This window comes from Affinundibacterium baiyunense (genome assembly GCF_018139645.1).
GTDB classification, from domain to species: Bacteria; Pseudomonadota; Gammaproteobacteria; order Burkholderiales; family Burkholderiaceae_D; genus Undibacterium; species Undibacterium baiyunense.
This window is the reverse complement of sequence record NZ_JAGSPM010000002.1, coordinates 54,384-66,597: the sequence shown is the minus strand read 5'-3', so window position 1 is coordinate 66,597 and position 12,214 is coordinate 54,384. Positions and strand designations below refer to the sequence as shown.

Below are 12,214 nucleotides of genomic sequence, written 5' to 3'. Positions count from 1 at the left end.
TCAGTTCTTTTCTAAGCTTGTATTAAGGGAATCATCAGCACTTAAGCTAATGGTGGAAAGCGCAAGCTGATGCCTGGCTGTAAATTCCGAAAAGAACTTAGTCCATTGAATTTTGCGACTGCTTTGTAGTAAGCACTGTCGCGATAAATGCGTTCGCACAGTAAGGGTAATGTGTCCCCAGCTTTCACGATCACTAAATGGGTAAGATCTGGTGAGTTGTCACCTTCTTCTTTGACGATTTGTTGAGGGCTAATGTATTCAACAAAATTCAATGAAATCTTTGCTCGCAGAGGCTCGCCGTTTGGTTTAAATAAGGTGTAGTCAAATTTAAGTCCTTCCGCTCTACCGTAAAAAACAAGACTTCCCCATAGAACCTGCACAATTGGTGCTTCGTGATTGTCTCCAACATAGGTATAGACTGCATCTCGTAGGGATTCGACCTGTTGTTTCACTGTTTTATTTGTTCCAGGCACAACACCCGTGCCGTCCAACACGAGTTCTTTTAGGCTTAATTTTTCTGGTTGGCTGGCATGGAACTTGGCCTCACTTCCAGCTTGTCCCAAGGTTTGATTTTTGGAATACTTGATACTGTAATCGTGCCCATATCCTGATGGATTAATTAAGGCTTGAAAAACTGGTCGCGAACTATCAACGCTGATAGTCCCGTCTTTAGAGACACTACAACCAGATATCTTTAATAGTGTTTTTTGCCCCGACACGACTAGCGCTCCCGACGTTCACGCAAGATGCTTTGCATTAATTGGCGACATTCCGCCAAGATCTCCTCTTTGATGACTTTCTTATCGAGAAAGGCATCGTCATCTTTATCAATTGGACGATTTACTATCGTTGTTTTGATAACTAGTTCTTTTATTTCGATGGACATAGTCAGGTTCGCTTATTTGCTACGTTTGGAGTACGTATAGGCAAAGGTCATCTTCTCGATTGCCACTTCATTTTTGGTTGCGTTAAAGCCCTCGATATCCCACTTAATTGGATAGGCATTAATGAAAGCCCATGCGCGAAGCACAGTGCCATCCGCGCCATTTAATTTAACGACGATGGTTTGCGGTACGATCAATTTCATAAAATCGCCCTCCAAGGTATCTTTGCACCATTTGACAAGAGGAGAATTCAGCATGGTGATGCCGCGCTTCAACTCAAGATTAGGATGCTTGATACTCTTCGGTAATTGATGAACAAAACGATTTTCACCGCCTTCGACCACCGCTTCAGTTTCCATTTCAAGTGCAATGCCAGACACTTCGCTGAACGAAGCATCTGGCACCTGCGAACCATTGCCAAAGGTGACCGTAAAATAAAACGCGGGAGGGGGATAACCCCCCTCAAAAAATTCACCTGCCATTGCGATGCTTATTTGTTCGCAATCGTTAAGCCTTCGTGAACGATCTCAATAGATTCAATCGCCACTTCATTGCCTTCCGATTTCAAATCAGTACTAGAAATTTTTGTTGGCCATGCATTGGTTAATGTCCAAACCATCGTGTCATTACCCTCTTCATCCAACAAACTAATAGTGACCGGTACGCGTTTGATCGTGTTTAATTTGATTTGGTTAAGCCAATCCCAGAACTTGTTATCACCTTTGAATACGCCTTTTTTCATCGTGATATTGCCGTATTTTTTCATGCCCGGCATTTTGATCACGGAGAAAACTGGGCTATTGCCATGACGGTATTTGATTTCTTCGGATTGGACATCCAAGCCAGAAACTTCTTGGAACGACATTTCGTTTGAATCCCATTTCACACGGAAATAGAATTTCGGCAAAGGCCACACATTTGCTGATTGTTTTGATCCATCATCTGCCATAACAAACCTCTTTAATAAATTAGTTAAAAAGTGGAGCTACCTCGGTCTTGTTGGACGCCTAGATGCGCCATCAGACCCTTAATGTGATTAGTTGCTTCTATGATTTTTGCATTTGTTGCTGGAAGGTGATCTCAATAAACTCAGCCGGACGACTGAGTGCAACAAGAATAGTCACGCGCAAGATACCTTCTAGAATATCTTCAGATGTCATGGTTTCACCCAATCCAACATGCACACTGAATGCATCTTCAGGACTAGCACCAGCTAGGCCACCGCGTTTCCAAATGCTCGTTAAGAAGTTGCTAGCCATGCTCTTGATTGTGACCCAAGTGCCACTCACATTTGGTTCGAATACATAGGCCTTGGTTGCTAAACGTAAAGATTCTTCCAACATAATCATCGTGCGGCGGACGTTGATGTAGCGCCAATCCAAGCTATTACCATCTAAAGTACGTGCGCCCCAAACCAAAGTGCCTTCACCAATAAAGCTGCGAATCGCATTGATGGATTTACCAGCAGTCGTTACGTTTAGATCTTCTTGTTCATCATGGGTAATGTTCACTGCAGGAGAAATTACAGACGCTAAACTAACATTCGCTGGTGCTTTCCAAACGCCACGATTGTTATCAACCATGGTGTACACGCCAGCCATCGCAGCAGCAGGTGGCAACAAGTTCAGTTTTTGTTTGATAGCAAGCAGGATGTTTGCATAAGTCGGACTGACAGAGAACAAGATTTTATGTAGTTCATCGTCCGATAAATATGTTTTTGCATTGGGGTCGCGCGTTGCATCTCCTACTTGATTCAAAATGCTCTTCAAATCATCAGGCGCGTTGTCGCCACCAGCTTCCGCCAACAGTAGGCTCTTTAGTTGACTTAAATCGCTGAAACTAGAGAAATCCAAATCGGTTGTCGCGATGATTGAGGTGTTGAGCCAAGGATAATAAGCAGCAGCGTAATTTAGATAGTTAGTACCTAAGTCACCACGGAAAGTGACAATCACATCTTCTGGTGGATCTTTGCGATCTTTGTAGCCGTTATGCACATCAAGAATTGCAAAGCGATTTTTTTGTGTACCACAATGTTTCAGGCTGTATTGTTGGACTGCAATACAATCGCCTTCTTCCAACGCGACGGCGTCTGGGATGACAACCATGGTTGGTTCTTGTTCTTTTAAGAGCAAGTCTACGCCGAGTTGTAATTCACTCTTCTTGATGCCTTCGTCGGTATAAGAACCGATAGAAACGATATAGCATGGTCCGCCGCCATTTTGAAAAAACAACTGCATGCTACGGAATAGATAAAAGCGCTGCGTGTCAGATTTGCCGCCTTTACGTTTGACGACATATTCTTTGCCCGCACTTTTGAAGTTACTGACAGCGTCGTCCGCTGACTTTTCAAGAATCTCAAATTGATCGTCCGGCGCTCCACCAAAGTAATTCTGGAACTCGGACATTGAAGTAATGCGCCAAGGTTTATTGGATAAAGAAGTGCCTTTGTTGTCGGCAAATTTGGTGTAACCAATAAATGCCGGCACTGCAGTCGCGACTTCTACGACGGAGTTGGGGAAGGCATTTTTTTCATTGATATAGACACCAGGGGTTTTAAACGCGCCAGCCATATGTGTTCCTTTGAAAATTATTGATGAATATAAATCTCCGCGACGACCAGTGTCTGTCCGCCCGGAACTCCTTCTTTGCCAATTTGATGAATACTGGCGTTTGGCAATCGCCGCATTAACACTCGTCCATTGGCACCCTCTTCACGCAGCTGAAAGCGTTGTGTTGGTATGCTTCTCATCGGAAACGGCACTTTTGATAAAAAGGCTGTTCCCGTGTTATTTACTAATTCAGTCGAGCGCTGAAATAACAACTCGTCTTCTTTACTGCTACCATCCAAATTAAAAATCTCAACAGTTTTTCTACCGATCGCTCCAGTAAAGAAATATTTCCAGTGCAAAGCCTTGGCCTTTAACTCAATTTCATAGCGCGTCATACCTTGCTTGAGTACATGTGCAATTCGTATATAAAACTGCACTTGCATTGCATGCCTAGCGGTATCAACTAAACCTGCGGATCTAGATAGGTTGACCGCATTTGTATCCAATTGAGTAGCCGTCAGCCTTACTGAATCTTTGTTTTCAAATCGAATTGGTTTATCTAATTCCCATTTTGTGTAGGAATTAAATGCTGGGTCACTCGCTGTCACCGAAAAAGTGAGATTCAGCGTTGCCAGATCACCGTTCATTTCTGCTGATGCATCTCCTACAGAATCTAATCGTTGTTCTTGCCAAATCTCAAACCCCGACACGCTTCGTCTAAGTAGCAAGTTTTCTTGCTGCATGATGATCGCGCTGTCCTTATCTGGTGTAAAAACGAGCCCCATTCGATCTGGGTGTGCATCACCTTCAAAATATTCATGTTTGACTGCTAGCGCAAACACAGGCAAATAACGTGCCATAGATCAGCCTAACCAAGTAAGTTTTGGTTGGGGTCGGTGATCATTGGAACTTGACCAATGATGGCACCTGCATCAACCGTAATCATGCGAATTCTGTACAGGACAGAAGGTAGGTAGCGGCCGCCCATCAGGCTCCACAAATTGTTTAAATCAGGAATCTTGAGATTCTCCATGTCCAGTATCAGTTTTTCGATTCTGTTATCTAAGCCGGGACTGTTCTGGCGATCGAATATGGCTTGTTGCTGAAAAAAGCTAATTGCTTGCGAGATAGTTTTGAGTGCTTCGGAATAATTTCCTGCGCCAAAGTTGGCGGACATCATCACATACAGATTCAGATATAAGGGATTGCTGTGAATTGCTTGTCGATCATTGCTACGATGTGGAAGCTGTGCTCGATACGGCAAATTATCTTTCTCAATATTTACTAGAGTTAGAACTAATTTGTTGTTTGCGTTGGCAGCGGCTGAGCCATCTAGTTCAACTAGATTTGAGACCACCACAACATCTTCAGCTAATTGGAAATTGTTTTTAAATTGCTGGTTGAGTTGTAGTGCGAGATGGCTAATTGCTGCATTGATCATAGTTTTTAGGTCTTCGATGTCGATATTTTTTTGTGGTGTCAATGATCAGCTTAGTAAAAATGGCATTCTTTATTAGCCGTAAAAGATAGAATAATCTGTATACTAGATTAGCATGTAATTTATTAAATAATGAAGGTATGACTGCTGAAACAACAACAGCCAATCTGTCATTTTTTGATTGACTTTTTTAGCTTTGCAGAATGAACTGTCAAAAGAACTAAAGAACTAAAGAACTACTTCTGTCCTTGAGTGCGATTGAAGTGTTATCAGTTAGCTTTATTATTCGTTCTGGCATCGTTACGTGTAAAAGTCGAACGATATACATGTAACTTTATTTTTACTTAAATTATTTCGCCAACATTCGTTTTACTTTCAGCCTTTCGGAGAACGAGCCCAGTTGGCGTACTTCCTATAACAGTGTTTTGAAACCATAAGGTGGTGCCAACGTTACAGCTACAGTTTCGTGGAAGTCGTAAATATTTGACTTGTCACCACCGAAGTAAGCTGCTGTTGCAAAACGTATGCCAATCACTGCAAATAGGTCTTTTGTATGACGAGATTGTTATTAAGCTTCTTGATGCGCTTTTGCATTGATGAAGCTGAATTGGATGCGCAAAAGAGTACAATGACGCCTTAACAGCAATTGGTCGTTTTCATGTCCCACGGTCTCAATCAACCTCAACGCGATGCAGTCAATTATATGGATGGTCCATGCCTGGTTTTGGCAGGGGCGGGTTCGGGTAAAACGCGGGTGATTACGCAAAAGATTGCTAATCTGATTGAATTGCATGGCTACGACGCCAAACATATTGCAGCGCTAACTTTTACCAATAAAGCCGCGCATGAGATGCAAGAACGTATTGCAAAGCTCTTAAAGGAACCAAAGCAAGCAAAGCACATTACGGTTTCTACTTTTCACTCACTCGGTGTCAAAATCCTGCGACAAGAAGCACGTGCGCTTGGACTGAAAGATAGGTTCTCTATCATGGATAGCGACGATTGCTTTTCCTTAGTCCAAGACTTGGCGATCACCACCGACAAGCAATTGATACGCCGGATTCAAACCGCGATGTCTTTGTGGAAAAACGGTTTAGTCAGTCCCGAACAAGCGCTAGCCCAAGCGCAAGATGAGGATGAAGCACAAGCGGCGAGAATTTATGCAAGCTATGTAGCGACTTTATCTGCCTATCAAGCGGTTGATTTTGATGATCTGATTCGTTTGCCTGTCGAGCTATTTCGTCATAACGAAGAAGTGCGCGATAAGTGGCAGCGTCGTTTGCGTTATTTATTGGTCGATGAGTATCAAGACACCAATACCTGCCAATACGAGTTGGTGAAGTTACTTGTTTCCGGCATAGGAAAGAAACCGATGTTCACAGCGGTGGGCGACGATGATCAGGCGATTTATGCTTGGCGTGGTGCGACCATCGAAAATCTGACCACTTTACAGGTTGATTTTCCAAACTTACGCATCATTAAGTTAGAGCAAAATTACCGTTCGAGTACGCGCATTTTACAAGCGGCGAATTCGGTGATTGGAAATAATCCCAAGTTGTTTGAAAAAGCGTTGTGGTCAGAACATGGCTTGGGTGATCCAGTCAAAGTCATGGGGATGCAAGACGATGAGCAAGAAGCCGCACAAGTAGCGATGATGATTTCGGCACATCGTTTTGAGCGGCGCGCAGCATGGGCTGATTATGCGATTCTGTATCGTGGCAACCATCAAGCACGCGTGATTGAGCAAGCGCTGCGTAAAGAGAGAATTCCCTATACGATTTCTGGCGGTCAGAGTTTTTTTGATAAAGCCGAAATCAAAGACATCATTGCGTATTTACGTTTGATTGCAAATGAAGAAGATGATCCAGCTTTTATCCGAGCGATCACCACGCCACGTCGCGGCGTAGGGCAAGCAACCTTAGAGGCGCTGGGCTCGTTTGCCGGACAATGGCAATGCTCCTTGTTTGAAGCGGTGTTCAAAGGTGGCATCGAAGCCTTGTTAACCGAACGCCAGCTAAGACCGTTGCGTGAATTCTGTACCTTCATCAACAATGTTGAGGCGCACGCCCATCGTGAAGGACATGCCGAGCAATTGCTCGACGATCTGATGAAAGAAATTAATTACGAATACTATTTGTATGACAATTTCGATGATCGTGCGGCACAGGCGAAGTGGCAAAACGTGATCGACTTCACCCAATGGCTAAAGCAAAAAGGCAATGGCGGCAAAGATGGCACCGACGATCATCGCAGCTTGCTCGATTTGACGCAGATGGTTGCCTTGATGAGCATGATGGAAGGTAAGGACGAAGATCCCGATGCAGTGCGCATGTCGACCTTGCATGCGTCCAAAGGATTGGAATATCCGCATGTATTTTTGGTTGGCGTGGAAGAGGGCATCTTGCCGCATAAAGGTGATCCCGACGCTCCGGTCGAAACGATTGCCGCGCGTATCGAAGAAGAGCGACGTTTGATGTATGTTGGTATTACCCGCGCACAACGTAGCTTACATATTACTTGGTGCAAGAAGCGCAAACGCGCTGGTGAATCGGTGCATTGCGATCCTTCCCGCTTTATCAAAGAGATGAAGTTAGATGAAGGGGACGCGGTTCCCACGGATGATGAAGTCATCACGCCGCAAAATCGTCTAGCAAATTTAAAAGCTTTGCTCAGTCGCCCTAAAGAATAATTTGGTACGACTTAACATCAATCCTAGATTGATCCTAATTAGTAAATCTGGCAAATTTGCAGCGATGTCGCATCATCAACCCTAGCAAAATTATCGCAAGATTTGTCAAATCACTCCATGCTATTGTTCTCGTCATTGCAGATGCTTAGACGGGAATAAGATGACAGCCGAACTCACCACCATTAGCGCCCACCGCGCCAGCTATGAACGACGTTTTCAACGCGTGATTGACTACGTCCATGAGAATTTAGATCGTGAACTCGATCTCATCCAATTGGCTGAAATTGCTTGCATGTCGCCTTATCACTGGCACCGTATTTACCAATCGTTTTACGGAGAAAGCTTGACCGCAACGGTGAAGCGCTTGCGTTTGCAACGAGCGGCGGCTCTGCTGGCTAAAACAGAACAGCCAATCGAGCAAGTAGCACGTGCCTGTGGCTATCCCAATTTGCAATCATTCACACGTATTTTTTCTAGTGTATATGGCATGCCACCAGCAAAGTATCGTAAGCAGGGCAGCCATGTGCAATTTTCTGCCTCACCAACCATTAGGAGTAGCACGATGTTTACAGTCGTTATTAAAGAAATCGAAGCTTTGCATTTATTGGGTTTGCCGCACCAAGGTGATTACATGGGTATTGGACAAGCGTTTGACCAGTTACAAGGAATCGCAGCGAGTCGCCAGTTATTTGGCCCGCATAGTCGATCAATCGGTATCTATTGGGATGACCCATCTTTGGTAGAAGAAGCGCAATTACGTTCTTATGCTTGCTTGGTGGTCAGTGCAGAGCAACAAGCAAATCAAGCGAAAGCACCTTTGCAAGCTTATGACATTGCTGCGGCTAAATGCGCTGTCTTGCAATGTCAAGGACCGTACTCAGATATGCACGCTGCGTATGAATGGCTGTTTGGTGTGTGGTTGCCAGCATCCGGTTACGAAGCCGCTGATGTGGCCGTGTATGAAGAATATTTAAATGATCCGCGCGAAACTTCGCCGCTTGAATTGCGTACGGATATTTATTTGACCCTGCGAGTGGATTGAATCTGAACAGATTGCTTAGGACGATGTTGAATCTATGTTCTGTATTAAGGCGGAAAAAAAGCGTAGATCACGCGATCTACGCTTTTTAATTTATCACTTTAATCTAATTAACAAGCTGTAGTAGTCGCTACAATCGTTGGTGCAGCGCCTACTGCGGCTTCTGTATAAACCACCGAGCAAGTGCCAGCAGTCTTGGCAGCTGAGCTTGCACTAATTGGAGAGATCGTAGTAGCAGTCGCAGTTGAAGTGATGGTGTAATCTGTTGCGGTAATACCTGCACCAGCAGCAATTGTTGCTGCACTTGGATAACCATTGACAACAGCAACCGAAACGCCCTCTAAGGTGACGGTTGCAGGTGCTGGACTTCTAACCAAGAACGTACCATGCACCATTGCTGAAGTTGCAGACAGCGAGCCGCGCGCAGCATTCACACTCGCTGTTCGAGCATCAGCACCCAAATCCGCAAAACGTGGCAATGCAGTTGCCGCCAAAATACCCAAAATAACGATCACAACGATCAATTCAATTAAGGTGAAACCCGCTTGTTGTGGACTAATTTTTTTCATCATATTCTCCAAGTTCTCAATGCGAATCTATCGTCGTTCGCATATTTGATGTTACGACAGTTTATTAAAAAAATGCATTTTTCAAAGGCATTATTTGCTTCAAATCAGCGTTTTTAACGGTTTATGACAGTTTCTTACAGTTAGGCGCCATTGCTTTAAAGCATTTTATTCATTATCCACCGAATTTCAGCTAAAACTCAACTGAAACTCGTCAAAACCGACGAATTTATTACCAGAAATGCACACATGGAGAGCGCCAACTTGGGATAACACCCGCGCTCAGTTACTCGCCAACTGGCGTGCCAAGCGCATGCCACCGACGCCGACCATCTTCCGCGTTCTTGTATGTTTGATTTTCGCAAGAGGTTTTGCTGCCGGAGTTTGTCCTATATCTGTGCTGTTTTTGCTATGAGGATCAATCGTAAAAGCAGCTACCGCATCGGTTAGTTTGCTGGCTTGTAAGCGCATGCTTTCTGCCGCAGCGGCAGCGTGCTCAACCAAGGCAGCATTTTGTTGTGTAATCAAATCGAGTTGGCCTAGTGTTGCGTTTACCATTTGTATGCCATCGCCTTGCTCAACGCTGGCATCCGTGATTGCATGCATATTGGCATTCAGGTTGACGATAGAGGCGACAACTCGCTGCATAGTGTCGCCAGCTTGTTGCACTTGACGATTTCCTGCTTCAACTTGTTTTACTGAATTGCCGATCAGTTGTTTGATTTCTTTTGCCGCCGCTGCAGAGCGCTGTGCTAGATTGCGCACTTCGCTCGCTACCACAGCAAATCCACGTCCTTGCTCACCAGCGCGAGCCGCCTCGACTGCTGCGTTCAAGGCCAAGATATTGGTTTGAAAAGCGATACCATCAATCACCGCGATGATGTCATTAATTTGTTTTGATGATTGCTGAATACCTTCCATCATCGTCGTCATTTGTTTGACTGCGACACCGCCATCTTTGGCAATATCCGAAGCGCTGATCGCTAATTGATTGGCTTGCTGTGCGCTTTCGATATTCTGTTTTACAGCGATGGTTAATTCTTCCATCGAAGCTGACGTCTCTTCTAATGAGCTTGCTTGTTGTTCGGTGCGTGTTGATAGATCCGCGTTGCCATTCGCGATCTCTTCCGACGAGCTAGCAATTTGTTCGGTACTAGTGCGAATGTTTTTGACTAAGCCAATTAAAACCAAGCGCATTGATTCAAATTCCGTAATCAATAGTGCGACTTCGTCTTTTCCTTTGGATTGGCTCGCCACACTTAAATTGCCATCGCTAATGCGATGCACCGCGTTAGTTAATTGGCGCAGTTCACGTGCAAATGCGATATAAAATCCGGCCAACAAATAGACCGCAACAAAAATCACTGTCGCAATTGCGAACAACATCGCATTCCGATTCCACACATGGTTTTGCAATCGTTGATCGAGTTTATGAGCGATAAATCCAGCAATCGTGTTACTCAAATCGCGCCATTGATTGATGGTTTGTTGGCCTGCTTTGAGATAGTCATTGCCACTGGTTTGGTTGAGTGTACTTAGAATCTCGCTTTTGGTTCGTTCAAGAAACGCTAAATGCGCAGCGCTGACGGCTTGCTGTTGCTCATTTAGATTTTGCAAACTTGGATGTGCTCTTAACACTTCCTCTAATTGTGCTTGTACCTTGGGCAGATCGCGTTGGCTGAGCATCACATTGGCGTTGATTAAGACATCTTCGTTCGGCTCCAACAAACCTGTATCAATATAAGGCGCGCCGCGCGCAGCGGTATCTGCCAGCACATTGCTTAATTCCGGCAAGGATTTGCTGTACAAACCAATTAAATAATAGGTATCAACTTGTGGGTCGAGATTTAAATTGCTGTGGTCGGCGATTTCGGTTGCGATTTTTTGTAGCTGCCCTAATAGTTGATTGTGCGCGGCATAAGTCTCACGCGCTTTGGTGTTTTCGATTGCCTTGCTGAAGTTTAACCAAGCTTCTTGCAGCTCTTGCAAAGCTTTATTCGACACCAAATCGGGATGCTGCTGTAGTTGCTGCAATAGTTGTTGCGATTGCGGCGCTAAAGATTCGCGCAAGTTGAGTGCGGCTTGCTTTGCGCTGGCATTGCCCGCCAAGCCTAAATGTTGGAGGCCGCGATGTTCTTGTACTTGCTGGCGAATCTCTTGCAATTGGTGCAGTTGTTGCAATCCGAGTTGTTCGGTCTCGGTTAAGCGTATCGCTTTGTTGAGTTCGGCAATAAACAAACCAGACACAACTAAGGCAGGAATCGCGAACAAGCAAGCAACGATTAAAAACTTAGGTAATAGTCGCAAACCTCGCATAAAAGTCACGGCAGGTGAGAGAAAAGCTTGCATACAGTCTCCGAAAAAAGTTGGCGACGAGAAATAAAGTTCCTCTCAATGTACGCAATTTTTATGACTAGCTTGTGACAGTTGGTGTTGAGTTTAGACGCTATTCAAGATGGCAAGCGACCACCGATGCTCCCATCAAATCAGCTTGTAAATGCAGGCTCTGTAATAATTTTTGTCGTTGCGTCGGATCTTGTGGCAGCGCCAGTTTTAAATGTAGATAGTGATACTCAGCCGGTGGCGTAGCAGGATTGCTGATACCAACAGCATCGGTGGTATTACTTGAATTGGCTTTCATCGGCAACGACGTCACTTGCGGCGCGGTTTCGAGCAAACCTTGCTTCTGCATCTCAGCTACCACCGCAGCGAGTGGAATCGTGATGCAATCATGTGGCTCTAACCAGCGCTTGGTGCCACTCGCGGTACTGACAATGCCACCCGTAAGTTCAACCGCAGAATCAGAAATCTTCTCGTAATGAAACGCCTCCCAATCCGGCAAACCACGCTGGCGCTTGGCAATCTCTGCCATGATTTGCGCAACTTGACCGCCATGCGCAACCATGCCCACTGGCAGCATTTCTGAAAAATCTATCATTCGCTATATCCTCCAAAAGCGGCGTATTTGCCTACCAAATATTCAAGTGACATTTTCCATTCATCAATAAATGATCAAGAAAATGCCCGAAAAGCCATAATCGCTGCGAAT

General features: G+C 44.8%; 12 protein-coding genes. 2 read left to right on the top strand and 10 right to left on the bottom strand.

Annotated elements, in window-relative coordinates; all coding sequences use genetic code 11:
* Nucleotides 1-41 precede the first annotated feature (41 nt).
* The 7 genes from KDM92_RS03560 to KDM92_RS03530 all read right to left on the bottom strand — a co-directional run bounded on the left by KDM92_RS03560 (nt 42) and on the right by KDM92_RS03530 (nt 4,916).
* Complete coding sequence (locus tag KDM92_RS03560) at nt 42-719, bottom strand: CIS tube protein (protein WP_212683042.1); 678 nt, start codon at nt 717-719, stop codon at nt 42-44.
* A 2-nt stretch (nt 720-721) separates the two neighbouring features.
* Complete coding sequence (locus KDM92_RS03555) at nt 722-886, bottom strand: DUF5908 family protein (RefSeq protein WP_189345570.1); 165 nt, start codon at nt 884-886, stop codon at nt 722-724.
* Between the two features lie 12 nt (nt 887-898).
* Nucleotides 899-1,366, bottom strand: a complete 468-nt coding sequence (locus KDM92_RS03550) for a phage tail protein (protein WP_189345572.1) — start codon at nt 1,364-1,366, stop codon at nt 899-901.
* 8 nt (nt 1,367-1,374) lie between these two features.
* On the bottom strand, nt 1,375-1,833 hold the full coding sequence (locus KDM92_RS03545; protein ID WP_189345574.1) for a phage tail protein: 459 nt from the start codon (nt 1,831-1,833) through the stop codon (nt 1,375-1,377).
* Nucleotides 1,834-1,930: 97 nt separating this feature from the next.
* Nucleotides 1,931-3,454 carry a phage tail sheath family protein gene (locus tag KDM92_RS03540; protein WP_189345576.1) on the bottom strand — a complete coding sequence of 508 codons (1,524 nt, stop codon included), beginning with the start codon at nt 3,452-3,454 and terminating at the stop codon, nt 1,931-1,933.
* A gap of 17 nt (nt 3,455-3,471) precedes the next feature.
* On the bottom strand, nt 3,472-4,293 hold the full coding sequence (locus tag KDM92_RS03535) for a hypothetical protein (protein WP_212683041.1): 822 nt from the start codon (nt 4,291-4,293) through the stop codon (nt 3,472-3,474).
* 8 nt (nt 4,294-4,301) lie between these two features.
* Nucleotides 4,302-4,916 (bottom strand): Pvc16 family protein, encoded by a 615-nt coding sequence (locus KDM92_RS03530; RefSeq protein WP_230408158.1) that lies wholly within the window; start codon nt 4,914-4,916, stop codon nt 4,302-4,304.
* A 613-nt stretch (nt 4,917-5,529) separates the two neighbouring features.
* Between KDM92_RS03530 and KDM92_RS03525 the strand changes: the two genes are divergently transcribed.
* Together KDM92_RS03525 and KDM92_RS03520 are read left to right on the top strand one after the other, a co-directional pair.
* Complete coding sequence (locus KDM92_RS03525) at nt 5,530-7,560, top strand: UvrD-helicase domain-containing protein (RefSeq protein ID WP_189345581.1); 2,031 nt, start codon at nt 5,530-5,532, stop codon at nt 7,558-7,560.
* 160 nt (nt 7,561-7,720) lie between these two features.
* Nucleotides 7,721-8,602: an AraC family transcriptional regulator gene (locus tag KDM92_RS03520; protein ID WP_212683040.1), complete on the top strand. Its 882-nt coding sequence runs from the start codon at nt 7,721-7,723 to the stop codon at nt 8,600-8,602.
* A gap of 107 nt (nt 8,603-8,709) precedes the next feature.
* Here KDM92_RS03520 and KDM92_RS18840 read toward each other — a convergent pair whose 3' ends face one another.
* From KDM92_RS18840 to KDM92_RS03505, 3 genes are all read right to left on the bottom strand, one after another.
* On the bottom strand, nt 8,710-9,168 hold the full coding sequence (locus tag KDM92_RS18840; RefSeq protein ID WP_212683039.1) for a type II secretion system protein: 459 nt from the start codon (nt 9,166-9,168) through the stop codon (nt 8,710-8,712).
* A 279-nt stretch (nt 9,169-9,447) separates the two neighbouring features.
* Nucleotides 9,448-11,514: a methyl-accepting chemotaxis protein gene (locus KDM92_RS18835; protein ID WP_212683038.1), complete on the bottom strand. Its 2,067-nt coding sequence runs from the start codon at nt 11,512-11,514 to the stop codon at nt 9,448-9,450.
* A gap of 97 nt (nt 11,515-11,611) precedes the next feature.
* Nucleotides 11,612-12,103, bottom strand: coding sequence for a hypothetical protein (locus KDM92_RS03505; protein ID WP_212683037.1), 492 nt, complete (start codon nt 12,101-12,103; stop codon nt 11,612-11,614).
* Nucleotides 12,104-12,214: the final 111 nt, after the last annotated feature.

What these genes read in the sequence shown, in the direction of transcription:
- KDM92_RS03555 (WP_189345570.1), bottom strand. Translation starts at nt 886, where the DNA reads ATGTCCATCGAAATAAAAGAACTAGTTATCAAAACAACGATAGTAAAT.
- KDM92_RS03550 (WP_189345572.1), bottom strand. Translation starts at nt 1,366, where the DNA reads ATGGCAGGTGAATTTTTTGAGGGGGGTTATCCCCCTCCCGCGTTTTAT.
- KDM92_RS03545 (WP_189345574.1), bottom strand. Translation starts at nt 1,833, where the DNA reads ATGGCAGATGATGGATCAAAACAATCAGCAAATGTGTGGCCTTTGCCG.
- KDM92_RS03540 (WP_189345576.1), bottom strand. Translation starts at nt 3,454, where the DNA reads ATGGCTGGCGCGTTTAAAACCCCTGGTGTCTATATCAATGAAAAAAAT.
- KDM92_RS03535 (WP_212683041.1), bottom strand. Translation starts at nt 4,293, where the DNA reads ATGGCACGTTATTTGCCTGTGTTTGCGCTAGCAGTCAAACATGAATAT.
- KDM92_RS03525 (WP_189345581.1), top strand. Translation starts at nt 5,530, where the DNA reads ATGTCCCACGGTCTCAATCAACCTCAACGCGATGCAGTCAATTATATG.
- KDM92_RS03520 (WP_212683040.1), top strand. Translation starts at nt 7,721, where the DNA reads ATGACAGCCGAACTCACCACCATTAGCGCCCACCGCGCCAGCTATGAA.
- KDM92_RS18840 (WP_212683039.1), bottom strand. Translation starts at nt 9,168, where the DNA reads ATGAAAAAAATTAGTCCACAACAAGCGGGTTTCACCTTAATTGAATTG.
- KDM92_RS18835 (WP_212683038.1), bottom strand. Translation starts at nt 11,514, where the DNA reads ATGCAAGCTTTTCTCTCACCTGCCGTGACTTTTATGCGAGGTTTGCGA.
- KDM92_RS03505 (WP_212683037.1), bottom strand. Translation starts at nt 12,103, where the DNA reads ATGATAGATTTTTCAGAAATGCTGCCAGTGGGCATGGTTGCGCATGGC.